Below are 21,762 nucleotides of genomic sequence, written 5' to 3' on the forward strand. Positions count from 1 at the left end.
GTCCTACTTGACCGCGACCTGGGACACGTCCAGCACCCCGGTCCAGTCGCTGATCACGACGTTCTTGACGTCCTTGCCGTACAGCCGCTTGTAGACGGGGTGGAACAGCGGGACCGTCAGTGCCCGCTCGCCGATCCGCTTGTCGAGGGCGCCCCAGCGCTTGGCCGCCTCGTCGAGGTCGGTGAGCTTGTTGATGGCGTCGATCTCGTCGTTGACGGACGTGTCGTTCAGGAAGCCGGTGTTGAAGTTGGCGCCGTCCTTCACGATCTGCCGGCCGTCGAAGATCGGTGCCAGGAACGGGCCGCCGGAGGGCCAGTCGGCGCCCCAGTGCGCCAGGAAGAATCCGGGCTCGGTCTTCACGTCGTGGATGGTGTCCTTGTAGTCGTTGTCCTCCAGGCCCTCCAGCTTCACCGTGACACCGGCCTTCTTCAGGGCGTCCTGGAGGGCGGTGGCGATCTCCGGGCTGGTCTCGAAGTCCTTGGCGTTGGAGTGGGTGAGGGTGACGGTCAGCCCGTTCGCGTAGCCCGCCTGCTTCAGCAGCTCCCTGGCCTTCGCCGCGTTGCCGGACTTACCGGCCGGGAAGTGGTCGTACGCCGTGTAGCCGAAGGACTTCTGGTTCGGCAGGTAGGTGGTCGCGGGCTCCGCGAGGGAGGAACCGCCGGCCGCGTTGACCACGGACGTGCGGTCCACCGCGTACGAGATCGCCTGCCGCACCTTGGGGTTGTCGAAGGGCTTCACCTTCGGGTTGAAGGCGATGTAGTCGGTGTAGCCGAAGTGGCCGGTGCCCACTCGGCTCGCCAGCTCCTTGTCGCCGGTGACCTTGGCGAGTTCGGCGGGGCCCAGGTTGGTGTCGGTGGTGACGGCGGCGGCGTCGGGGCCCTGGGAGGCGGACAGCCGCTGGTTGATGACCGAGGAGTCGAGTCCGGAGCGCACGTCGATGCGGTCCGGGTAGGCCTTGCGCTCCTCGTCGGTCTCCGCCGACCAGTGCTCGTTGCGCTCCAGGATCAGCCGCTCGCCGTCGTTCTGGTTCTCGACGACCTTGTACGGCCCGGAGGAGACGGGGTGCTCCTCGTACTTGGTGCCCTTGTCGGCGGACTTGGGCACCGGCGTGAACTGGGTCTGGGTGGCCAGGTAGGGGAACTCGCCCTCGGGCTTGTTCAGGTGGAAGACGATGGTGCGCTCGTCCGGCGTCTCGATCGAGTCGAGCCCCTTGTCCTTGCCCTTGTCCTTGTCCTTGTAGGGGCCCTGGTAGTCGGCGCCGCCGACCAGCCAGTCCCGCAGGTAGGGTGCGCCGCCCGACAGCTCGGCGGCGAAGGACCGCTCGATGCCGTACTTGACGTCGGCGGACGTGATCTTCGTGCCGTCCTCGTACTTCAGCCCCTCCTTGAGTGTGTACGTCCACACGGTGGCGTCCTTGTTCGGGCGGCCGGTGTCGGTGGCGAGGTCGGGGACGACCTCGGTGCCCTTGGCGCCGTCCTCCCGGTTGCGGGTCGTCAGGGTGCGGAAGACGAGGGACGGGACGTTGCCGCCGCCCGAGGTGTAGAGGCGGGCCGGGTCGAAGTCCTGCTGCGGGCCGGAGTTCAGCACCGTCAGGGTGCCGCCCTTGTGGGGCTCGGCGTCGGCGCCGCCGGACTTGGCATCGTTGTCGTCGGGTCCGCAGGCGGCCGCACCGGCCGTCACGATCAGGCCGACGGTCAACGCGGCGGTGACTCGGCGCGTTCTGCGGGACGGGTGGTGCATGGGAGGACGACCTCTCGGATGGGCCGGCTCGGGTCTCGAGACGGCTGGGTGACACGGGGGACGGCTGGCGAGGGGGATCACCCCGGCGCGGGCACGGCGGCCACCGGACATCGACTGCCCCGAGGCACGGCGAAGGGTGCTCGGAGGAGGGTCGTGAAGGTCGAGGAACGCGACGTACGCGCCGAAGGCGGACGTCAGCGACAGAGAATGTCGGCCACGCAGAGCGGGGTCACGCCGATCAGCGCCAGCTCGATGGCGGCGCGTGCGGTGGCGTGGTCGGACGACATGAGAGGAATATGAACGAACTTGCGAGAGATGTCAAAGCGGCAGACGGGCACAGACCTCGGGGCGGCCTCATCACCCTTGTGCCGCACGGGACTTGCCGTCCGAGTGGGGCATGGCCGTACACCGTGCCCGCCCGATGCAAGGCAGGAACTCCTGCGCACCCCCGAATCCGCTCACGACCGGCGCAGACTGCGGCAATGACTGTCCGGTGACGCCCGGGCCGACGACGTCTCCGGGCGTCACGTGCGGCAGGTTCTAGGACGCCGCCGCTGCCCCGCCGCGTTCCCGGGGAATCATCAGGCCCGCCTCGATCGCCACCGTCAGGTGGTTCTCCGGCGGCGGCAGCGGGCAGGTGGCCAGGTCGGTGTAGGCGCACGGCAGGTTCACCGCACGGTTGAAGTCCAGGACCACGGAGCCGTCGGCGGCCGGCGGGGCCACGCTCAGGGTGCGACTGGCGGCGTAGGTGGTGACTCCGGAGGTCGCGTCCGTGAAGAGCACCGTCAGTCCGTCCGGGGCCTGCCCGGGGAAGGCGGTGAGGGAAAGGGCCTGCCCCGCCAGTTCGAAGTCGATCCGGCCGGGGGCGTCGAACACGTGCTCCAGACCTTCGGCCGCGGCCCCCACCGCGGTCGGCCGCGGTTCGTCGAAAGCGGCGTAGCGCCCCGTGACGACCCAGCGTGGATGTGGTGCGTAGGCGGGCGTGCCGACGAAGGCGGCGCGCAGCGGGGCGTCCGGACGCCGGGGGCGCACGATGTCGTGTCCGCCGCGCCTGGCCACCTCGATCACGGAGTCGCCCCACGCCACGTCGACGCCACCGCGCTCGGGGAGCACACCGAACCGGTGCTCGCCCCGGACGGTGGTGCCCTCGACGACGACTTCCTCGCCCTCGTCCAGGGTCACGGTGATCCCGTCGGTGTCGGTGGACCACGCACCCGGGGCGTCCGGAAGGCGCCGGGGCCGGTCGTCGAGCCAGTGCAGGCCGGTGATCGACATGAATCCGTGCGGTGCGGCGAGCCGTTCCTCGTGCCCGCGGTACCAGGCCAGCCACTCCTCGGTGAAGGCCCGGAGGTCCGTCGTGGTGACCTGTGGTGTGCTCATACGTGCTCCTTCGTCCGGCGGGGTCGTGCCTCGCGGCAGCGTGCGGCCTCCGTGCGGAGGTGGGGTCTCACCCGGCCAGTTCACCGAGGAGCGCCCAGGTGCGTCGTCGGTCGGTCTCTCCCGCGATCTCCGTGCCGGCGAAGACCACCTCCGTCGCCCCGGCGTCCCGGTAGCGCCGCACTTCGGCCGCGACCGTCTTCTCGTCGCCGATCACCGCCACGTCGGATGCCCGGTGTCCCCCGGACAGTTCGACGACACGCGCGTAGGACGGGATCTGTTCGTAGAACGCGAGTTGTTCGGTCGCCTTCTGCCGCACCGCTTCCACGTCGTCCGTGACGACGCCGTGCACCAGGGCGACGATCCTCGGTGCGGGGCGGCCGGCGGCTTCCGCCGCCGCGGTGAGGGCCGGGACGATGTGCGTCTCCAGTGCGCGCGGGCCCGCCAGGTAGGGCAGGATTCCGTCCGCCAGTTCACCGCTGACTCGCAGGGACTGCGCTCCCATCGCGGCGACCAGCAGGGGGACACCCGCTTCGGCGCCGGGCACCCGGGCGGGGACCGGCGTGACGGCCGTGAGCAGTTCGCCCCGGAAGTCGGCGGCGCCGTTCTGCGTCAACTGCCGCAGTGCGGTGAGGAACTCGCGCAGCCGGGCGATGGGCCGTTCGAAGGGCAGGCCGAAGCCGCCCTCGGTGAGCAGCTTGGTGCCCAGCGCCAGTCCGAGGTGGTAGCGGCCGTGCGTGGCCGCCTGCGCGGTCTGGGCCTGACTGGAGACGAGCAGGGGATGCCGTCCGAAGACGGGGATCGCGGAGGTGCCCACCTGGAGTCCGGGCACCTCGCGCCCGACGACTGCGGCGAGTTGGGGCGAGTCCGCGCCGAAGGTCTGGCCGAACCAGGCGGAGCGCAGCCCCGCGGCCGCGGCCTCACGGGCCAATTCCACGGTGGCGTCGACCTGGTTCCGCGCGTCGCTCGCGTTGAGCGCTACTCCGACTGTCATGTCGGTGAAAACCTCCGGAGTCCGATGCCCCATTCCTGTCCTGCGTGACAGCTTCTTGTCAGTCGTGTGAACGGGACGGCCCGGGTGCCGGCCGTGCGTGGCCGAGGACATGAGTGCTCAGGGCAGCAGCTCCGCCACGAGCGCGGCGACCTGTTCCACCTCGACGAGGAAGCCGTCGTGGCCGCAGGCCGACTCGATGACCCGCGGGACGTCGGCCGTGGGGATGCCCGCCGCCAGCTCCGCCTGCTGCGGGGGCGGGTAGAGCCGGTCGGAGTCGACGCCGGCCACCAGGGTCTGGCCGGTCACCCGCCTCAGTGCGGCTCGCACGCCGCCGCGGCCGCGGCCGATGTCGTGACTGTTCATGGCCTCGCACAGCGCGACGTAGCTGCCCGCGTCGAAGCGGCGTACCAACTTGGCGGCGTGATGGTCGAGGTAGGACCCGACCTGGTATCTGCCGCCGGCCCACGGATCTTCCCGGTCCTGTGCCGAGCGGCCGAAGCGGGCCTGGAGTTCGGGCTCGGCGCGGTAGGTGACGTGGGCGAGCCGCCGGGCCAGGCCGAGTCCCGCGTGCGGTCCCCTGCCGGTGCCGTGATAGTGACCTCCGTGCCAGTGCGGGTCGGAGCGGATGGCATGCAGTTGGATGCCGGCCCAGGCGATCTGCTCGGCACTCGCGGCTGCCGTCGTGGCGAGCAGCAGGAGCGCCCCTGTCCGTTCGGGGTGGGTCACGGCCCATTCCAGCGCCCTCATCCCGCCCATCGAGCCACCCACCACCAGAGCCCAGCGTTCGATGCCCAACGCATTGGCCAACTCGGCCTCGGCGGCGACCTGGTCACGTTGCGTCAGGAACGGGAAGTCGCCGCCCCAGGGCCGCCCGCCGGGGCGCGGCGAGGACGGTCCGGTGCTGCCCTGGCAGCCGCCGAGGACGTTGGGGGCCACGACGAACCACCGGTCGGTGTCGAGTGCTCGACCCGGCCCCACGAGCCCGTCCCACCATCCGGGCGTCGGATGACCTGCGCTCGCGGGCCCGGCCACGTGACTGTCCCCGGTGAGGGCGTGCAGGACCAGTACCGCGTTGGATCGGTCCGGTGCCGGCTGCCCCCAGGTCTCGAACGCGATCCGCAGTCCGGGCAGTTCACCGCCCGCCTCCAGGCGAAACGGCGTCTCACGCCCGAACCATTGGCGGCGCCCCGGCGGGTCCCCCTCCCGCCAGGCCCCGGAGGCCGGCGGAAGAGGGACCCGGGGAGGCGTCCGTACGGTGCTCAGGACGCGCCCTTCGCGGCCCGGAACCCGGCCTCCAGGTCGGCCTTGAGGTCGGCGAGATTCTCCAGGCCCACCGACAGCCGCACCAGGCCGGGCGAGGCGCCGGCGGCCTCCAACTGCTCCTGGTCCAGCTGGCTGTGGGTGGTGGATGCCGGGTGGATGATGAGGCTGCGGACGTCTCCGATGTTCGCGAGGTGGCTGAAGAGTTCGACCGCGTCGACGAACCGCTTGCCGGCCTCGGCTCCGGCACGCAGTCCGAAGGACAGGACGGCGCCTGCGCCCCGGGGCAGATACCGCTGCCCGGCTTCGTACCACTGGTTGGACGGCCGCCCCGGGTAGTGGACGGCCGCGACCTCGTCGCGCTGTTCCAGCCATTCGGCCAGGGCCTGGGCGTTCGCGGAGTGCCGCTCGATACGCAGGCTCAGTGTCTCCACGCCCTGGAGGAGCAGGAACGCGGAGTGCGGGGAGATGGCCGGGCCGAGGTCGCGCAGCAACTGGACCCGAAGCTTGACGGCGAAGGCACCGGGACCGAGCGCGGGCCAGTACCGCAGGCCGTGGTAGCTGGGGTCGGGCTCGGTGAAGTCGGGGAAGCGTTCGGTGTGGGCGCCGAAGTCGAAGGTGCCGCCGTCGACAACGACGCCCCCGATGGTGGTGCCGTGTCCGCCGAGGAACTTGGTGGCCGAGTGGACGACGATGTCGGCGCCGTGCTCGATGGGCCGCAGCAGATAGGGCGTGGGCACCGTGTTGTCCACGATCAGCGGGACACCGGCCTCGTGTGCGACGTCCGCCACGGCCCGCACGTCGAGCACGTTTCCGCGCGGGTTGCCCAGCGTCTCGGCGAACAGCGCCTTGGTGCCGGGTCGGATCGCCGCACGCCAGGCCTCGGCGTCGTCCGGATCGTCGACGAAGGACACCTCGATACCGAACCTGGGGAGCGTGTGCCGGAAGAGGTTGTAGGTGCCCCCGTACAGCGAGGCGCTGGATACGACGTGGTCACCGGCACCGGCCAGCGTGAGGATCGCCAGGGTTTCCGCCGCCTGGCCGGAGGCCAGGGCCACCGCGGCGACGCCGCCTTCCAGCGCGGCGACGCGCTGTTCGAAGACGTCCTGGGTGGGGTTGTGGATGCGGGTGTAGATGTTGCCCGGCTCGGCGAGCGAGAACAGGTCGGCGGCGTGCCGTGTGTCCCGGAACACGAACGACGAGGTCTGGTAGATCGGCGTCGCCCGGGCACCGGTCGTCGGGTCCGGCACTGCGCCGGCGTGGATCTGCTTGGTCTCGAAGGACCAGGCCGAGGTGTCGGGCGCGGACGGCTCCTCGTCGGGCGTGTGACCGGCGGTGACGGAGTCGATCGGCTGCTGGCTCATGGTGCTGCTCCCTTGCACGGGAAACGGGTGCGGAAAGCACACCGCGCGCGACGGCGGTCCTCGAACGAGGCCGGTGATCAAGGCGGCGCGGTGTGGTGGAGAGGGGAACGGTGGGGGCTGATACGCGAGCGGGGCGTCGGCTCCGGGCGTCGGCGTCAGCGCCGGGCAGTACAGCCCGTGGTGGTGACACGCACGTAGTCGACGTGGCGGCGGGTCACGAGCACGGTCATGATCCCAGGTAATCACATGCGGAAGGCATCGCACCGCCGCATGGGCGCCGCTGCGTCTGTCCGCCACACGTCCGCAATGCAGACGTCATGAAGGGGCTCCGATGCCGCCCCGGCCGACCGCCCCACCCGTCCATGACCTCTACACAGCTGTAGAAGATAGGCTGTCCGGGACCCAGTCCTCATGAGCATGAACACGGAAAGGAGCGCCGGACAGATGAGCGTCATCGCCTGGCTGATTCTGGGACTTCTGGCTGGAGGGATCGCCAAGCTGATCCTGCCCGGACGGGACCCCGGCGGCTGCATCGGAACGACCGTGATCGGTATCGCGGGCGCGTTCCTCGGCGGCTGGCTGTCGGCCCAGTTCCTCGACCGCCCGGTACAAAAGGATTTCTTCGACGCCGCAACCTGGGGCTCCGCCGTCGTCGGTGCCCTGGTCCTGCTCATCGGCTACCGCCTGCTGTTCGGCAACTCGCGCCGCTGACGGGCATCCCGAAGGGGGCAGCGTGACCCATCACGACGAGGAGGCGGCTGTCCGACCGTCGACACTGGCCTGGGTGCGCCGGCATCTGGAGGCCGGCGAGCGGATCGTAGGTGCCGAGGCGCTGCGGGGCGGCATCACGGCCGACGTGCGGAGGCTGACCATCGGTACGCCCGGTGGTGGCACCCGTAGCCTGGTGCTGCGGAGCTTCGTCGACCCCTTTTACCTGCGGCACGCCGAGGACTCGCTGAACAGGGAGGCAGGCGCCCTGACCCTGCTCCCGGGTACCGGCGTGCCGGCCCCCCGATTGAAGGCGGTCGATCAGACCGCTGCCTACTGCGAGTACCCCTCGCTCCTGATGACGCATCTGCCGGGCCGGACGGTCCTCGACGACGAGGGAGTGGAGGCGCGCGTCCCTCTGCTGACCCGTCGACTTGTGGCGATCCACGAGGTGCGGCCCGCCGAGCGTCCCCGGAACTACGTGGCGTTGACGACCGCCGACACCGTCGTCGTTCCCAAGGGCGCCGACGCGGCGACGTGGGCCGCCGCCACCGACGTCATCCGCAGACCCCCGCCGCCCCGTGAAGGGCGGTTCCTGCACCGGGACTTCCAGCCGGGCAACGTGCTGTTCGACGTGCCGCCTTCAGGTCCGGCAGATGCGCGGATCACGGGGGTCGTCGACTGGGCAGCCGCCTCCTGGGGCCCGGCGGATCTCGATGTGGCGCACTGCTCCGTCAATCTCGCGCTGCTGCACGGCCCGGCGTGGGGTCTGCGGTTCCCCGCGGCCTACGAGGAGGCCGGCGGGGTGCTGGCCCCGGACGCGGACGAGCGACTGTACTGGCTGGTCCGGGACGCGCTGGCATCCTCAGAAGAGGTGCGGGTGGTGGCACAGACATGGCGAGACGCAGGGAGGACGGAGCTGACGACGCGAGCTGTGGAGGAGCGGCTGGACGCCTATGTGACCGCGCTGATGGACGCACCGCGCTGAGTCAAGGCGGCTGCGGTTGATGTGGTGTTCGGTCAGCCCCATGACTCGGTCGGATGAAGGGCGCGGAAACGACAGGTTCCGCGAAAGGCGGGCTCTGGGGTCGCTTCTCATCGGCGACCATGGTGGCCGAGCGGTTGAGCGAGTATCGCGTGCGACTCATCCCAAGTGATGACGGTGTGCAATGAGAGTGTCACAGCGACAGACTTCTCGTACACAATTCCCTCACATGTGGCCTACGGTATTCCAGCGTTCAACTTTGGGGGATCCATGTCGTACAACCAGCCGCCGCCTGCCCAGCCGTCGCCCATCGGCCAACCGGCCGGGCAGCCGGGCGGGAAGCCGGGGTGGGCGCGGAAGCGTGTAGCCGTCCCTGCCGCGTGCCTGGTCTTCTTCGCCGGTGTCGGCATCGGTGCCGCGGGCAACGGCGGCCAGGAGAACACGAACAGCACCGCGAAGCCGCAGCCCACCGTCACGGTCACCGAGACCGCCGAGGCCAACCCGGTCAAGGACGACGCGAAGCCGGCGAAGGACGAGGGGCCGACGGCGGGCAAGGACGACGAGAAGGCGACGCTGCCGAACTTCGTCGGGATGGGCCTGCAGTCGGCGCAGGACAAGGCACAGGAGCTCGGCTTCTACAGCCTGGACTCGCACGACGCGCTGGGCCGGGACCGCATGCAGGCCTTCGACCGGAACTGGAAGGTGTGCAGCCAGAACGTCAAGGCCGGCACCTCCGCTTCGACGGACACCGGCCTCGACTTCGGCGCGGCGAAGCTCGAGGAGACGTGTCCGGCGAAGGACGAGAAGGCGCCGGAGGCTGCGGACGGGAAGATGCCGGACTTCAAGGGCAAGTCCGTGAAGGCGGCGCGTGGTGCGCTCGACTCCGGCACGTCGATCACGGTCGACGATGCGTCGGCCGACGATCGGATGGTGCTGATGGAGTCGAACTGGCAGGTGTGCACGCAGAACCCGGCGGCCGGAGCGGCATGGGACGGGCGGCCGGTCGAGTTCACGGCCGTCAAGTTCGGCGAGTCCTGTCCGTAGCCGGAACAGCGGGAGCATCCTCTGCGTGCGCGGACCGCGCCCGGGATGATCCCCCGCGGCGAGCCGTCGCAGGCTGCCCGGGGCATCTGCGGCGCCGGTCGGCAACGGGCGGGAGCGTCGGCCGTCACCGTGCCCGGCCCCTGCGCGCCACCGCTCGACCTGCGGGCGCAGCCGTTCCTGCCACGAGGCGGGGGTCACTTCTCGGCGAGTGTCGTGAGGATGGTGGCGGCCAGGGCGGCCCGGGTGACCATTCCGGACACGGATGTACTCTCCGAACGGGCGTGGGCGCCGTGCCCGACCGCCCCGATGCCGTCCAGCACCGGTACGCCGGCTGCCACGAGGAAGTTGCCGTCGCTCGCTCCGCCGACCGACGCCTCGGCGAGGTCGTGGCCGAGGCGGCGGGCGCAGGTCTTGGCCAGATCCGCGAGTTCCGCGACGTGTTGGCCGCGTTCGAAGACGGGACGGTTCCAGTCCCCCCTGACCTCCAGGCGCGTGCGGGCGTCGACGGGGCGCAGGCCGTCGAGGGCCTGTGCGACGCGCTGCTGCTCGCCGGCGGTGGCCACGCGTACGTCCAGGCGGGCGTGGGCGCGGCCGGCCGTGACGTTGCTGCGTGTCCCTCCTTCGACCACTCCGACGTTGAGAGAGGTTCCGGCCGCGTGGTCGCGGAGCTCCGTCAGACGCAGGATCTGGCGGGCGAGTTCGTCCACCGCGCTGGCTCCTGCGGTGGGGTCGAGTCCCGCGTGGGCCTCGGTGCCGGTGACGGTGAGGGTGAACAGGCCGACCCCCTTGCGGGCGGTCTTGATGGCGCCGTCGGCGGCGCCTTCGAAGACCATGGCGAGCCGGCAGTCGCGGCCCGCTTCCACGAGGGCCTCGTGGGACGCGAGGCTTCCGGTCTCCTCGTCGCCGTTGAGCACGAGGGCGACGGCCGGCCGGGGCAGGCCGAGCTCGTCGAGTGCGCGCAGGGCCGGCGTGAAGGATTTTCCCACCTCCGCCGCCAGAAGAGTTCACGGTGCGCTCCCCCGCTTGTGGCCTGCGGTTCTTCGAGCGCCTTCCGGCCTCCTCGGCAGCGCCGGCGCCCACCAGCGGAACGGCCGGCCGGGCATCGTGTGCACGTGGCGCGGGGGTGCGCCACGGCGCGGGCGGCCCCGGCATGACGGATTCCTTCACCAGGCCCGCCCGGTCCGCCGTCAGTCGAGCGGCTGCCCCAGCCGGGCGGCGGCTGCGGCGACGGCGGCGGCGCCCAGGCCGCCCTCGACCTCGACCTCGACGAGGTGCGTCTGCCGGACGTCTTCGTGCAGCGGGTCGTCCCCCTCACCGCGGAGCAGGCCGCGGACGCCGAGGTCCTCCCCTCCCCCGACACCTGGCAAGGAAAGCGGCCCCGGAGACGGTCACGGGGCTCGACCGCGTGAGGCAGGATGACGCGAGCGGCCTCACCGGGGTCTGCTCTCCGTCCCTCAGGGGAGGGAATGACCCGCCAGGGGCCCGCACATGTGGTTGCCCGGTTCGGCAGGATCGTCGCTGATCCAGAACTGGGTCCACAGCGAGGCGAATTCGGACCGGCTGAGGTGGCCGTCGGCATCCTGGTCGAGCCGGTCGAACGCGTCCCCGGTCGTGACCCCTCGCCCGTGCCACACGTCGACCAGCTGCTGGTGCTCGCCCCGGGAGATGCGGCCGTCGCCATTCGCGTCCACCGCGTCGAAGACCGTGTCGGCGGTGGCGGCGACGGCGCCCCGCATGGAGGGCAACCGGTCGACCATGGCGAGGAGGTCGTTCAGGTCGATCCGTCCGTCGTGGTCCGAGTCGACAGCGGCCGAGAGGTGCTGCCACCATCCCAGCAGCACGTCCTCGACCCGCGCAGCCAGCTCCGCGTCCGCTCTCACCCGCGGCAGACGGCCCCACCGTGTCGCGAGGGCCGCGAAGTCCTCCTCTTCCAGACAGCCGTCGCCGTTCACGTCGAAGGCGTTGAACATGTCCTGCAGCTTGGTCCGCTGAAACTCACTGGCCATCGCAGTCCCCTCCATGTGCGGTACTGAGAGGATGCTGTCCGCCCACGTGGCCCACCCAACAGCGTGAAAGAGCGCGCGGCGCCGCCGCAACGCCACCCGGCGCCGTGCCAACGCGCCAAGCGCCTGTTTGAGGTTCCGAGCCCTCCAGCGGGGCGTCGAACCTCCCAGCCGCCTCGACGCCCCGCGCGACGGCCTCAGCCGGTGCCAGAACCGCCGCCCCTGGCGCGAACACCAGCGAACCGGCGCTCGGGTGTGTCAGGGCCTTTGACGTCGGTCTGACGGGCCGGAGGGCGGGGTGCGGGTGAGCACGACGGCGAGGACCGCGGCCGCCATCACCGCGGACATGACGGTGAAGCCGGCGGAGAAGGTGGCCGCCTGCGCCGCCAGGCCCAGCGCGAGGGACCCGAGCCCGGTGCCGGCGTCGTAGCCGATGTTCCACGCGACGGATGTCACGTGCCGGTTCTCCGTGCCCGCGAGGTCGAAGGCCTGCACCAGCGTGAGGCTCTGGAGCCCCCCGTACGCGACCCCCAGCAGGAGCAGCCCGGCGATCAGGGCCAGGACGGTCCCGCCGTCCGCGCGGACGGCCAGGGCGATCAGTGCCAGTCCCGCACACGCGGTCGAGACGAGGAGCGCGGTGATCGGCCGCAGGGCGATCCTGTCGGCCAGGTCTCCACAGCCCCAGCGGGCCAGGGCGGCGGTGGCGGTGAGGGCGAGCAGACCCGTGGCGGCGAGCGTGGGGGTGCTCGTGAACTGCGGGGCGAAGGTGAGCACCGCTCCGCCGGCGGCCGTGACCAGGAGCAGGACGGTGAGCGGGAGGAGGATGCGCCGGAGCACCGTGGTTGCGGGGTCGGGGTGCCCGGTACGGCCGTCCTGGGCGGGCGGAGCGTCCGTGCGGGCTTCGACCGCGCGGCCGAGGGCGCGGGTCCAGGGCAGCGCGAGGACGGGGAGAACACCACAGGCGACGATCACGGGGAGGGCGAACGTCCCCATCAGCCAGGGTGCCGCCGGAGTCAGGACGACCTGGGGCAGCGCGACGGCGAGGCCGTAGAGGCCGATGGCCGCCCCTTGGCGACCGCGCGGGGCCAGGGCGGCCGCGGCGGTGGCGCCGCAGACGGTGACGATGCCGAAGCCCGCTCCGCGCAGGGCCGTAGTGAGCAGGATGGGCAGCAAATGGTCGCTGAGGCTCTGCAGGAGGGCGGGCAGGCCGAGCAGAAGCGCGCCGAGGGCGAGGGTGCGGGGCCAGCCGATCGTGCGCAGCGTCGTCCTGACACACAACTGGGCCAGGACGGTGGCGGCCATCAGGACCGCCGTGACGAGTCCCGCACCGAACTCGTCGGCGCCGCCGGCGACGGCCCATGCCGGTGAGACGGGGAGCAGCAGGGCCAGTCCCGCGAAGCAGAAGGCCCCCACCGTCAGCAGGTGGGGTATGCCCGGGGACCGCAGGACGGGTTCCGTCGCTCGTTCAGACATGGCTCTCGATCGTCCTTGATCTGCGGGGCTGTCGGGGCACGGAAGCGCTGGGGTCACCCCGGGCCGGGCGGCAATGGGACAGGTCATGATCACACGGCAGGTCGCCTTGCGGGCACTGCGGTGGGTGTCGCCCTCGTCGCGTCCCGCCGGTCGACCCGCCGGTCGACCCGTACGGCCGGAGCCGTCGGGGTCAGGTGTCGTCCGGGTCGGCCAGGACGAGCGACAGGCGGTCCGTCGCCCCGTCGGCGAGGCGGATCGGAAGGTGCCAGTCCCGCTGATGGAGGTGGCAGGCCGGGTACGGGGTCTCCGAGTCGTCGTCGCAGGACACGGCCGTGGCGGAGACGTGCAGCACGCCCTCCGGCACCGCCGGGTCCGTTTCGAGCAGGCGGAACGGGCCGGTGTCCGCGTTCTCTTGGCCGCGCAGCAGTTCGGGTGGGGTGGCGGAGACCGAGAGCCGGGTCGAGGGTCCGTATCGCGTGTCCGGGGTCTGCCCGGCGGGTGCCCGGAAGACGACTTCCAGGCGCAGGGTGCCGGGCGCCACCTCGGTCACGTCTCGCCGCGTGCGGTGGGGGCCGGTCGCCGCGCGTACGACCTCCTCCGGCAGCCGCAGCCGGGTCAGCCGGTGCCGGGCGGACTCGACGACCAGGAGGTCCTCGCCGGCGACCACGGCATCGCTGGGCTCGCGCAGATCGGTGGCGACCGTGCTGACCTCGCCGGTCGCCGGGTCGTAGCGGCGCAGGGCGTGGTTGTAGGTGTCGGCGACGGCCACCGAACCGTCGGGCAGGGCCGTCACGCCCAGCGGGTGTTGCAGCAGTGCCTGCGCGGCCGGGCCGTCGCGGTGCCCGAAGTCGAACAGTCCGGTGCCGACCGCCGTGCGGACCGTGCCTTCGAGGTCCACCCATCTCAGGGCGGAGGTCTCGGAGTCGGCGACCCAGAGCCGGTCCCCGGTCGCCGCCAGCCCTGAGGGCTGTGCGAACCAGGCCTGCGGGCCGGGGCCGTCGACGAGTCCCTCGTCGGTCGTGCCCGCGGTGACGGCGACGCTCTCGTCCCGCGGGTCGTAGGCCCACAGCTGGTGCACGCCGGCCATGGCGATCCACACCCGGCCGTTCCACAGGGCGACGTCCCAGGGCGAGGAGAGGCCGACCTCACGGGCGGGCCCGGAGGTGGGCCCGCCCCGCGTCCACTGCCGGCCGGTGCCGGCGAGGGTGGTGACCTCGCCGGTGCCGGGATCGTAGCGGCGCAGGGCGTGGTTGACCGTGTCGGCTACGGCCACGGAACCGTCGCCGAGCAGAGTGAGGCCCTGCGGTTCGCTGAAGGAGGCGCCCTCGGCGGGACCGTCGGCGAAGCCCCGCTCTCCGCTCCCGATCCGCCGCACGACACTCTCACCGTCCTGTGCCAGTTCCACCAGCTGATGCCGGGTGGAGTCGCTGACCAGGAAGGCACCTGAGGGCAGCAGCAGGGCCTTGCCGGGAAAGCGCAGGCTCGTCGGCTCCGGTCCGGGCGCCGCGTACGGGGCGTCGCCGCGCCGCAGGGTGCCCTTGGCCGCGTGCTCGGCCTCCAGTTCCTCGACCAGCCGCCCGATGGCGTCCGCGTGTCCCTCACCGGAGTACTGGGCGACGACGTAGCCCTCGGGGTCGATCACGGCGAGGGTGGGCCACGCGCGCACCGCGTACTGCTTCCAGGTGACCAGCTCCGGGTCGTCCAGCACGGGGTGTTCGACGTCGTAGCGCTCGACGGCGTCCACGACGGCCCGGTGATCGGTCTCGTGCGCGAACTTCGGGGAATGCACGCCGACGATCACCACGGTTTCGCGGTGCGCCCTTCCCAGTTCCCTCAGCTCGTCCAGGACGTGCAGGCAGTTGATGCAGCAGGAGGTCCAGAAATCGACGATCACGATGCGTCCGCGCAGCGCGGCAAGAGATGGTTCCCGGCCACCGGTGCGGATCCAGCCGCCCCTGCCCACCAGCTCGGGGGCTCGGACCCGTGCGCGCTTCGCCATGCTTCAAGCCAACCACACCGCACGCCGTGAACCCGACCGCGCGCGGGCACCGGCAGTTCGGCCCGGCGATCCCCTACTGTCTGGAGCTCTCCCCGCCCCTTCCGGCCTCTTCCGGTGTCGGCGTCGGTGGCCAAGTCCTTGCCCGTGCCGCTGGAGGTGGGCACGGAGCTCCGGCGCCAACTGGACGACTTGATCCGCTTCTGCCGCGGGCCCGTCGTCCCCGTCGGACGTGCCGTGGTCAGGCTGAGGATCGCCGCCTGGTGCCGTCGCCGCTGCCGTTCAGCGGGATCAGTGTCTCCAGATGAGCGCCCTTGACCCACGAGCCCAGCAGGTCCCGGTGCAGAGCGACGATGTCCTGGCGCAGCGCCAGGCCCTGCGCGGCCTTGGTGAACGTGCGGCAGGTGGTGACGAACAGGGCGACGTCCGCGCCGTGCTCGAGACGGGCGGTGCCGACGAACTTCTGCATGTCCTGCGAGGACACGCTCCGGTGCGGCGCGTACTTCTTGCACTGGACGACCAGCTTGCGGCCGTCGGCCAGGTGGCCGACGACATCCGCACCCAGGTCACCGCTCTTGCCACTGACGACGACATCCGTGCAGCCGTCCCGTCGGCACAGCTGCGCGATGTACGTCTCGAATTCCTGCCACGACAAGGCATCGACCTCTGCCATGGACAACTCACGCGCCCGGGCCTCCTCCTGCTCCCGCCACGCGCGGTCCTGACGGACCGCGCGCCAGTGCGCCCGCAGCACCGCCCAGCCTGCCCCGCCCGACATGGCCACCGCGATCGCGACCACGAGCACGGGCCACACCGTCGACCAGTTCCCGGCGGTCCACACTCCCGCGGCCGGCACCGCCACGACCCCCAGGCCGCGCAGTTGCCTGCGCGTCCGCTTCTTCAAGCGCAGGCGCCCTCGACGTGCCGCCATCACTCCCCCGCTCCCCTGATCCGCTGTGTGCACCGACGGGCGTCGTCCACCCCGTGCGCGTACGGAGGCTGCGGGCTGCTCGTCGGTCTGCCTCGGCGACGCCGCCGCCGGCATCCCTGTGTAGTGGCGTCATGGTGATGTGGGAGAGGAGTTGCCGACGAATGGCACGAAACCGTCGGTTCTGGCCGGATAGCACGTACGAGCACCTGCACGCCTCGAAGTGACCGTCGGTGGCCGACGCTCGACGCCCTCAAGGACGGGCGGGTCCTAGCAGCCGGCGGCTTCCTGCACTGTCGAGCGCACCTTGAGCAGTGTGTCGACGCCCGTGATTTCGAGAAGGCGACGCAACTGCCGCGCGGGCGCGGCCACTCGGAGATCAACTGCGCGCTGCGGTCAGTGACCGCGCCGGGGGAGGCGCACCACCTGGACGAAGAAGTCGTCGATCTGGCGGACCGCCGCGATGAACTGGTCCAGGTCGACCGGCTTGGTGACGTAGGCGTTCGCGTGCAGCTTGTAGCTGCGCAGAATGTCCTCCTCGGCCGCCGAGGTGGTGAGGACGACCACGGGGATGTCGCTCAGGTCGGGGTCGGACTTGATCTTTTCGAGGACCTGCCGCCCGTCGTACTTGGGCAGGTTGAGGTCGAGGAGGATGAGGTCCGGGCGTGGCGCGGCGGCGTGGTCGGCGCGGCGGTAGAGGAAGTCGAGTGCCTCCTCGCCGTCCCTGACCACGTGCAGCGTGTTGCCGATCTTGTTGTCCTCGAACGCCTCACGGGTCATGAGCTCGTCGCCCGGGTCGTCCTCGACGAGCAGGACGTCGATCGGTGTCGCGTGGGTCGTCATGCCAGGGCCTTTTCCTCGGTACGGGGTTCGGTGCCGTCCGCGTCGTTCTCGGCGGACAGAGTGAAGCAGAGACGCGTGCCGTCCGTATGGGCGGTGTCGATCCGGATCCCTCCCCCGTGGTGTTCGACGATCTTCTTGCACAGGGCCAGGCCGATGCCCGTACCCCCGTACGAGTCACGGCTGTGCAGCCGCTGGAAGATGACGAAGACCTTTTCGGCGAACTCCGCCGGGATACCGATGCCGTTGTCGGTGACGTACAGCCGCCGGGTCCCCGGGTGGTCCGGGTCGTCTTCGCAGGTGATGCGGATCTGCGGGGGCCGGTCGGGGTGGCGGAACTTGACGGCGTTGCCGACCAGGTTCTGCCAGAGCATGACCAGCAGGGTCGGGTCGCCGAGGACCGTGGGAAGCCGCTCGGGCCGTTCGACCTGCGCCCCGGACTCGGTGATGACGGTGTCCAGGTTGGTGAGGGCCTTGGACAGCGCCTGGCCGAGGTCGACGTCCACGCGGGCGTCGTTCAGGCGCCCGACCCGGGAGAAGGTGAGCAGGTCGTTGATGAGGACCTGCATGCGCTTGGCACCGTCGACGGCGAAGTCGATGTACTGGCGGCCCCGGTCGTCGAGTTTGTCACCGTACCGCTTCTCCAGGAGCTGGCAGAAGGAGGCGACCTTGCGCAGGGGCTCCTGCAGGTCGTGGGAGGCGACGTAGGCGAACTGTTCCAGTTCCGCGTTGGAACGACGCAGCTCGACGGCCTGGGCGTCCAGGTCGGCGGCCTGCCGGGTCAGGGCGTCCTGCTGCCGTCGGGAAGCGTCCAGCTCGGCCACGATCCGCTGCCGCATGTGCTCGACGTCACCCGCCACGGCCGTGACGTCCGCCGGTCCCTCGGCCGGAATGGTGTACCCGAACTCGCCCTGCGCCACTCTGCGCGAGGCCTCACGCAGGGCTTGCAGGGGGCGGGCCACCAGCAGGCGCACCACGATCGTCAGCGCCACGCCGGCCAGCAGGAACACCGTCACCAGGGCGCCGAAGGTGAGGTTGCGGAGCGTTCGGACGTCCTCCAGCTCTTCCTTGCCGTCCCTGACGACGTTCGCGAGGTCGCCGTTCTGCTTGGTCCAGGCCGAGCGCATCCGGTCGAAGGCCTTTTTGCCCCGCGCGACCGCGGTCTCGTCCACGGTTCGGGGCTCGCCGGGCGTCACGCCCTCCACGAGAGGGCGCGCGTAGGTGCGCCGCCAGTTCTCCGCCTGCTGCCGGACCGTCTCCAAATCCGCGAGCAACGTGGGCTGGTCACCGATCAGCTCACCGAGCCGGGCGGCCGCCCGGTCCTCCTCCTTGCGGCCCTGTTCGTACGGCGCGAGGAACTGCCGGTCCGCAGCGATGGCGTAACCGCGCACTCCCGTCTCCTGGTTGACCAGGGCGGCCTGCAGCCTGTAGGCCTCGGTCTGCGCCGGCTGGACCCGGTCGGTCAGCTGGTCGGTGACCTCCGTGGTCCGTCCCTGCACCCGGGCACCGACGATCGAGCCGGCCACCACGAGGAGGATCATCAGGCCCAGCACCAGCTGGAACCAGCCCGGCACCGTCAGGCGGCCGGTCCCCCGCGGCTTGTGTGTCCTGTCACTCACTGCGTTCTTCGCCGCCCTCGTTCTCGTTCGCCTGCCCCGTGTTCCAGCGCAGGTGCAGCACGGCCACGTCGTCGTCCAGACCGCCCTGGCTCTCGGCCAGGGTCTCGGCCCGGTGGATCAGCCCGTCGACGAAGGCGTCCGGGGTCAGGTCGGCCACCTCCTGGGCGAGTCGGAGCAGCCCCTCTTCTCCGAGCCGCTCCTTGCCACGGCCGACATAGCCCTCGAAGAGCCCGTCGGTGAAGAGCACCAGTGCCGCACCCACCGGCAGCGACAGCTCCTGAACCGGCCAGTTCGCCAGACCCGGCACCACTCCCAGGGCCGGCCCGCCGGCGACCTCGACCCACCGCACCTGCCCGTCGTCGGTACGCAGCAGCAGACCCGGGTGCCCGGCGCGCAGCATGCGCACGCGGCGTCCCTCCGGTGCGATGCTGAGGCTCGTGAGTGTGGCGAACACCTCGACGCGGGCTCGTTCGGCGACGAGGATCTCCTCCAGCCGAGACAGTTGTTCGGCTCCGGTGACACCGCTGAGCACCAGGGTGCGCCAGGCTATGCGCAGGGCCACCCCGAGGGCCGCCTCGTCGGGGCCGTGGCCGGAGACGTCACCGATGACGGCGTGCACGGTGCCGTCGGCACTCTCCACGATGTCGTAGAAGTCGCCGCCCAGCAGTGCCTGCGCGCGTCCGGGCCGGTAGCGGGTGACGACCTCGGCCGCCGGACGGTGCAGCAGCGGCCGGGGCAGGAGCCCGCGCTCCAGCCTGGCGTTCTCCTGGGCCTGCATCTGGCTGGCCTGCAGGGCCACGGCGGCCTGCTCGGCCTCCTTGCGCTGTATCGCGTACCGCACGGCGCGGACGAACAGCTCCGGCTCAACGCGGCCCTTGACCAGGTAGTCCTGTGCGCCGGCGGCCACAGCGGCGAGACCGGTGTCGTCCTCGGCCAGGCCGGTGAGTACGACGACGGCGACCTGGTCGGCGAGGGAGTGCACCATGGACACGGCTTCCAGGCCCCGTGCGTCGGGCAGATGCAGGTCGAGGAGCACACAGTCCGGCGCCTGGCTCGACAGCACCTCGCGCGCCTCGGCCATGGACCGGGCCCAGCGCAGCCGCATCTTCAGTGCGCTGTCGGCCACGAGTTCCTCGACCAGCAGGGCATCGCCGGGGTCGTCCTCGATCAGGAGGACCGACGGCTCCCTCCATTGCCAGGCCACCGCGGCGGGGGTCGCCGCCGATGAGGGCGTACCGGTAGCCCGTGGCTGTACCGCCACCACCCCTGCCTCCGTCTTCCCGCTCCGCTTTCGACCAGTTCACGCCCGGGGTGACGGATCTGAGCGTTCCCGGCACCGTGACCGCAGGAACTGCCCTGCCGTCCTTACAGAATGTACACAACATCCGGTGGCAGCCTTCGCACAGATGTCTCGCACGGCATCACGGAGTGCTGCACGCCACATGTACGACCGGGGCTCCACCCCGGTCGACGCCCGGCGCACCGTCGGCCGTGACCGCCGCGACGGGTACCCTGACGCCATGTACACGCGGGGGCGGGCCCGACTAGCCCAAGTGGTCGTAGCGGCAGCCATGGTGATCGTGCCCGCCCTGACCGGATGCTCCCTCGGCCAGGACAGGCCCGGATGCGACCGGGACGGCGACGCCGCCGCAAGCGAGTGCAGCACCTCCGGCAAGGACGGCAGCGGCACCGACGACTCACGGCTCTCCCGGCCCACCACCCCCGCGGCCCCCGCGGCGTCTCCCTCCCGCCCCAGCGCCCCGCCGATGAAGAACGGCACCGCCGTGCTCACGCGCTGCGCAACCCCGGACGACCCTTACGCGACTCTCCGGGTGCACAACCCCAACACACGCGACGGCGTCTTCTCCGTCTCCGTCAGCCTCCAGGACACGACCGGCTCCACCGTGGCGGAGGCCGGTGCACAGGCATCGGTACCGGCGAAGGACACAGCCACCGTCCGTATCGGCGTCGCCAGTACCGGCCGCGTGGACACGACCACTCACTGCACCGTGGACCCACAGGCCACCTTCGACTGGTGAGGCCCGGGCGGTCGGTCAGGAAGCGGGGGAAGCCTCCGTGGTGCGGACGGCCGCGAGGGCCCTGCTCCAGGACAGGAGTTGGTCGAGCACGGTCGCCAGGGCGGGGCCCTGGTGATCGCCGGGGGTGAAGCCGGCGCCGAAGCCGGCGAAGTCGGTACGCAGGTTGAGCGCGACGGCCGCGGAGACGTCGGCGAGTTGCAGCGCGCCGACGACGGGGCGCAGGGCCTCGACGGCGCGCACGCCGCCGTCGACGCCGTAGGAGACGAAGGCGACGGCCTTGTTGTGCCACTCGGCGTAGACACGGTCGAGGGCGTTCTTGAGGACGCCGGGGAAGGAGTGGTTGTACTCGGGGGTGACGATCACGTAGCCGTCGTAGGCGGCGACGGTCCGGGCCCACCGCTGAGTGTGGGGCTGGGTGTAGCGGCCCATGGCCGGCGGGAACGGCTCGTCGGTCCGGGGCAGGTCGACCTCGGCGAGGTCGACCGGTTCGTAGTCGGCGTCGCCACGCTGCCGAGCCTGGTCGAGGACCCACCGCGCGACGGCTGCGCCGGCCCGGCCGGTACGGGTGCTGGCGAGGATGATCGCGATCTTCGTCATCGTGTCTCCGGGAGTGAAGGGGGGCAGTGGTCTGCGGTCGTTTCCCCGGGCGTGAGGAAGGAGTCGAGGAGGGTGAAGACCGCCTTCGGCCTCTCGCGGAGCGGCAGGTGACCGGCGCCGGGAATGGACGCGAACCTCGCGTCGGGGAAAGCCGCCGCGTAGGCGCGGCCGAAGTCGGGTGTGACGACCGTGTCTTCGTCGCCCCAGATGACCAGGACCGGGCAGGTGACGGCGGCGAGCCGGGGCAGCAGGCCGGCGTCCGCCATGGTCGCTCCGGCGTAGGCGCGCAGGGCGGCCGTCGACTGCGGGGACGGTCCGCCTCGTGGGGCGGGTCCGCCGGCCGCAGCGGGCCCTGAGGGCGGCGGACCGGTGGGCGCGGTGACCTGCCGGCCCGGGACGACGGGGCCGATGGCGTCCATGAGGACGAGCCGGGAGATCCGGCCTTCGCGGTCGTCCAGGACCGTCTGGGCGGCGACCCAGCCGCCGAAGGACGTGCCGAGCACCGTCACGTCACTCAGGCCGAGGTGGTCGAGCAGGTCCAGGTAGAGGGCGGCGAGCGCCGGAACGCTGTCGAGGTCGTCGGGCCGCTCCGTGCCGTCCCAGCCCGGGTGGGTGGGGGCCACCACCCGGTGACGTTCCGCGAGATGGTCGACCAGGGGCGAGAGGCTGCCGGGGCCGGGGCCGCCGTGCAGGACGAGGACCGGGCCGCCCTGGCCGGCCTCTTTCAGTTCCAGGCCGTGACCGGGCCTGACCTGGAGGGTGTGCCGGACGGGCGGAGTCGGCGAGGTCATGGGT

20 protein-coding genes and 1 pseudogene are annotated in these 21,762 nt (G+C 71.4%); 4 read left to right on the top strand and 17 right to left on the bottom strand.

Going from position 1 to position 21,762, the window contains the following annotated elements; genetic code table 11:
• Nucleotides 1–3: 3 nt before the first annotated feature.
• The 6 genes from ACIQFU_RS08950 to ACIQFU_RS08975 form a co-directional block, all read right to left on the bottom strand.
• Nucleotides 4–1,740, bottom strand: coding sequence for an ABC transporter substrate-binding protein (locus ACIQFU_RS08950; protein WP_402550182.1), 1,737 nt, complete (start codon nt 1,738–1,740; stop codon nt 4–6).
• A 194-nt stretch (nt 1,741–1,934) separates the two neighbouring features.
• Entirely contained in the window at nt 1,935–2,027 is a 93-nt protein-coding gene (locus ACIQFU_RS08955) for an Ms4533A family Cys-rich leader peptide (RefSeq protein WP_328822926.1), read from the bottom strand.
• A 253-nt stretch (nt 2,028–2,280) separates the two neighbouring features.
• Complete coding sequence (locus ACIQFU_RS08960) at nt 2,281–3,120, bottom strand: DUF1684 domain-containing protein (RefSeq protein WP_402550184.1); 840 nt, start codon at nt 3,118–3,120, stop codon at nt 2,281–2,283.
• A 67-nt stretch (nt 3,121–3,187) separates the two neighbouring features.
• Nucleotides 3,188–4,111 carry an LLM class F420-dependent oxidoreductase gene (locus ACIQFU_RS08965; protein WP_402550186.1) on the bottom strand — a complete coding sequence of 308 codons (924 nt, stop codon included), beginning with the start codon at nt 4,109–4,111 and terminating at the stop codon, nt 3,188–3,190.
• A 117-nt stretch (nt 4,112–4,228) separates the two neighbouring features.
• Nucleotides 4,229–5,374: a homoserine O-acetyltransferase gene (locus tag ACIQFU_RS08970; RefSeq protein WP_402550529.1), complete on the bottom strand. Its 1,146-nt coding sequence runs from the start codon at nt 5,372–5,374 to the stop codon at nt 4,229–4,231.
• Nucleotides 5,371–6,735: a bifunctional o-acetylhomoserine/o-acetylserine sulfhydrylase gene (locus ACIQFU_RS08975; protein ID WP_402550188.1), complete on the bottom strand. Its 1,365-nt coding sequence runs from the start codon at nt 6,733–6,735 to the stop codon at nt 5,371–5,373. The genes ACIQFU_RS08970 and ACIQFU_RS08975 overlap by 4 nt, the downstream gene beginning before the upstream one ends.
• A 444-nt stretch (nt 6,736–7,179) precedes the next feature.
• On the opposite strand from ACIQFU_RS08975, the gene ACIQFU_RS08980 reads away from it, so the two are divergent.
• The 3 genes from ACIQFU_RS08980 to ACIQFU_RS08990 all read left to right on the top strand — a co-directional run bounded on the left by ACIQFU_RS08980 (nt 7,180) and on the right by ACIQFU_RS08990 (nt 9,472).
• Nucleotides 7,180–7,446, top strand: a complete 267-nt coding sequence (locus tag ACIQFU_RS08980) for a GlsB/YeaQ/YmgE family stress response membrane protein (RefSeq protein WP_402550190.1) — start codon at nt 7,180–7,182, stop codon at nt 7,444–7,446.
• A gap of 22 nt (nt 7,447–7,468) precedes the next feature.
• Nucleotides 7,469–8,431 carry a phosphotransferase family protein gene (locus ACIQFU_RS08985; RefSeq protein ID WP_402550192.1) on the top strand — a complete coding sequence of 321 codons (963 nt, stop codon included), beginning with the start codon at nt 7,469–7,471 and terminating at the stop codon, nt 8,429–8,431.
• Between the two features lie 267 nt (nt 8,432–8,698).
• Complete coding sequence (locus tag ACIQFU_RS08990) at nt 8,699–9,472, top strand: hypothetical protein (RefSeq protein WP_402550193.1); 774 nt, start codon at nt 8,699–8,701, stop codon at nt 9,470–9,472.
• Nucleotides 9,473–9,666: 194 nt separating this feature from the next.
• On the opposite strand, the pseudogene ACIQFU_RS08995 reads toward ACIQFU_RS08990, so the two are convergent.
• From ACIQFU_RS08995 to ACIQFU_RS09035, 9 genes and pseudogenes are all read right to left on the bottom strand, one after another.
• Nucleotides 9,667–10,437 (bottom strand): annotated as a pseudogene (locus ACIQFU_RS08995) (M20/M25/M40 family metallo-hydrolase); the annotation flags it as partial.
• A 222-nt stretch (nt 10,438–10,659) separates the two neighbouring features.
• Complete coding sequence (locus ACIQFU_RS09000; protein ID WP_402550194.1) at nt 10,660–10,839, bottom strand: hypothetical protein; 180 nt, start codon at nt 10,837–10,839, stop codon at nt 10,660–10,662.
• An 87-nt stretch (nt 10,840–10,926) separates the two neighbouring features.
• A complete protein-coding gene (locus ACIQFU_RS09005) occupies nt 10,927–11,478 on the bottom strand; it encodes an EF-hand domain-containing protein (protein WP_402550195.1) in 552 nt (183 codons plus the stop codon).
• A 255-nt stretch (nt 11,479–11,733) separates the two neighbouring features.
• A complete protein-coding gene (locus ACIQFU_RS09010) occupies nt 11,734–12,948 on the bottom strand; it encodes an MFS transporter (protein ID WP_402550196.1) in 1,215 nt (404 codons plus the stop codon).
• Between the two features lie 190 nt (nt 12,949–13,138).
• On the bottom strand, nt 13,139–14,947 hold the full coding sequence (locus ACIQFU_RS09015; protein WP_402550197.1) for an NHL domain-containing thioredoxin family protein: 1,809 nt from the start codon (nt 14,945–14,947) through the stop codon (nt 13,139–13,141).
• A 238-nt stretch (nt 14,948–15,185) separates the two neighbouring features.
• Nucleotides 15,186–15,875, bottom strand: coding sequence for a restriction endonuclease (locus tag ACIQFU_RS09020; protein ID WP_402550198.1), 690 nt, complete (start codon nt 15,873–15,875; stop codon nt 15,186–15,188).
• 393 nt (nt 15,876–16,268) lie between these two features.
• Nucleotides 16,269–16,715, bottom strand: a complete 447-nt coding sequence (locus ACIQFU_RS09025; RefSeq protein ID WP_402550199.1) for a response regulator — start codon at nt 16,713–16,715, stop codon at nt 16,269–16,271.
• Nucleotides 16,712–18,253, bottom strand: coding sequence for a CHASE3 domain-containing protein (locus ACIQFU_RS09030; protein ID WP_402550530.1), 1,542 nt, complete (start codon nt 18,251–18,253; stop codon nt 16,712–16,714). Before ACIQFU_RS09030 ends, ACIQFU_RS09025 begins: the two co-directional genes overlap by 4 nt.
• A 70-nt stretch (nt 18,254–18,323) precedes the next feature.
• The gene (locus ACIQFU_RS09035) at nt 18,324–19,535 is read right to left on the bottom strand and encodes a PP2C family protein-serine/threonine phosphatase (protein ID WP_402550200.1); all 1,212 of its coding nucleotides are present in this window, start codon (nt 19,533–19,535) and stop codon (nt 18,324–18,326) included.
• 316 nt (nt 19,536–19,851) lie between these two features.
• On the opposite strand from ACIQFU_RS09035, the gene ACIQFU_RS09040 reads away from it, so the two are divergent.
• Nucleotides 19,852–20,370, top strand: coding sequence for a hypothetical protein (locus ACIQFU_RS09040; RefSeq protein WP_402550201.1), 519 nt, complete (start codon nt 19,852–19,854; stop codon nt 20,368–20,370).
• Nucleotides 20,371–20,385: 15 nt separating this feature from the next.
• On the opposite strand, the gene ACIQFU_RS09045 is transcribed toward ACIQFU_RS09040, so the two are convergent.
• Together ACIQFU_RS09045 and ACIQFU_RS09050 are read right to left on the bottom strand one after the other, a co-directional pair.
• Nucleotides 20,386–20,967 carry an NADPH-dependent FMN reductase gene (locus tag ACIQFU_RS09045; protein WP_402550202.1) on the bottom strand — a complete coding sequence of 194 codons (582 nt, stop codon included), beginning with the start codon at nt 20,965–20,967 and terminating at the stop codon, nt 20,386–20,388.
• Nucleotides 20,964–21,758: an alpha/beta fold hydrolase gene (locus ACIQFU_RS09050; protein ID WP_402550203.1), complete on the bottom strand. Its 795-nt coding sequence runs from the start codon at nt 21,756–21,758 to the stop codon at nt 20,964–20,966. Before ACIQFU_RS09050 ends, ACIQFU_RS09045 begins: the two co-directional genes overlap by 4 nt.
• Between the last annotated feature and the right edge of the window lie 4 nt (nt 21,759–21,762).

Source organism: Streptomyces sp. NPDC093065, assembly GCF_044754585.1.
Taxonomy (GTDB): Bacteria; Actinomycetota; Actinomycetes; order Streptomycetales; family Streptomycetaceae; genus Streptomyces.

Bases quoted from the DNA above. Each gene is read 5' to 3' on its own strand.
- ACIQFU_RS08975 (WP_402550188.1), bottom strand. From the start codon at position 6,735: ATGAGCCAGCAGCCGATCGACTCCGTCACCGCCGGTCACACGCCCGAC.
- ACIQFU_RS09015 (WP_402550197.1), bottom strand. From the start codon at position 14,947: ATGGCGAAGCGCGCACGGGTCCGAGCCCCCGAGCTGGTGGGCAGGGGC.
- ACIQFU_RS09040 (WP_402550201.1), top strand. From the start codon at position 19,852: ATGTACACGCGGGGGCGGGCCCGACTAGCCCAAGTGGTCGTAGCGGCA.
- ACIQFU_RS09010 (WP_402550196.1), bottom strand. From the start codon at position 12,948: ATGTCTGAACGAGCGACGGAACCCGTCCTGCGGTCCCCGGGCATACCC.
- ACIQFU_RS08990 (WP_402550193.1), top strand. From the start codon at position 8,699: ATGTCGTACAACCAGCCGCCGCCTGCCCAGCCGTCGCCCATCGGCCAA.
- ACIQFU_RS08955 (WP_328822926.1), bottom strand. From the start codon at position 2,027: ATGTCGTCCGACCACGCCACCGCACGCGCCGCCATCGAGCTGGCGCTG.
- ACIQFU_RS09025 (WP_402550199.1), bottom strand. From the start codon at position 16,715: ATGACGACCCACGCGACACCGATCGACGTCCTGCTCGTCGAGGACGAC.
- ACIQFU_RS08960 (WP_402550184.1), bottom strand. From the start codon at position 3,120: ATGAGCACACCACAGGTCACCACGACGGACCTCCGGGCCTTCACCGAG.
- ACIQFU_RS08965 (WP_402550186.1), bottom strand. From the start codon at position 4,111: ATGACAGTCGGAGTAGCGCTCAACGCGAGCGACGCGCGGAACCAGGTC.
- ACIQFU_RS08980 (WP_402550190.1), top strand. From the start codon at position 7,180: ATGAGCGTCATCGCCTGGCTGATTCTGGGACTTCTGGCTGGAGGGATC.
- ACIQFU_RS09030 (WP_402550530.1), bottom strand. From the start codon at position 18,253: ATGATCCTCCTCGTGGTGGCCGGCTCGATCGTCGGTGCCCGGGTGCAG.
- ACIQFU_RS08950 (WP_402550182.1), bottom strand. From the start codon at position 1,740: ATGCACCACCCGTCCCGCAGAACGCGCCGAGTCACCGCCGCGTTGACC.
- ACIQFU_RS09045 (WP_402550202.1), bottom strand. From the start codon at position 20,967: ATGACGAAGATCGCGATCATCCTCGCCAGCACCCGTACCGGCCGGGCC.
- ACIQFU_RS09050 (WP_402550203.1), bottom strand. From the start codon at position 21,758: ATGACCTCGCCGACTCCGCCCGTCCGGCACACCCTCCAGGTCAGGCCC.
- ACIQFU_RS09005 (WP_402550195.1), bottom strand. From the start codon at position 11,478: ATGGCCAGTGAGTTTCAGCGGACCAAGCTGCAGGACATGTTCAACGCC.
- ACIQFU_RS09020 (WP_402550198.1), bottom strand. From the start codon at position 15,875: ATGGCGGCACGTCGAGGGCGCCTGCGCTTGAAGAAGCGGACGCGCAGG.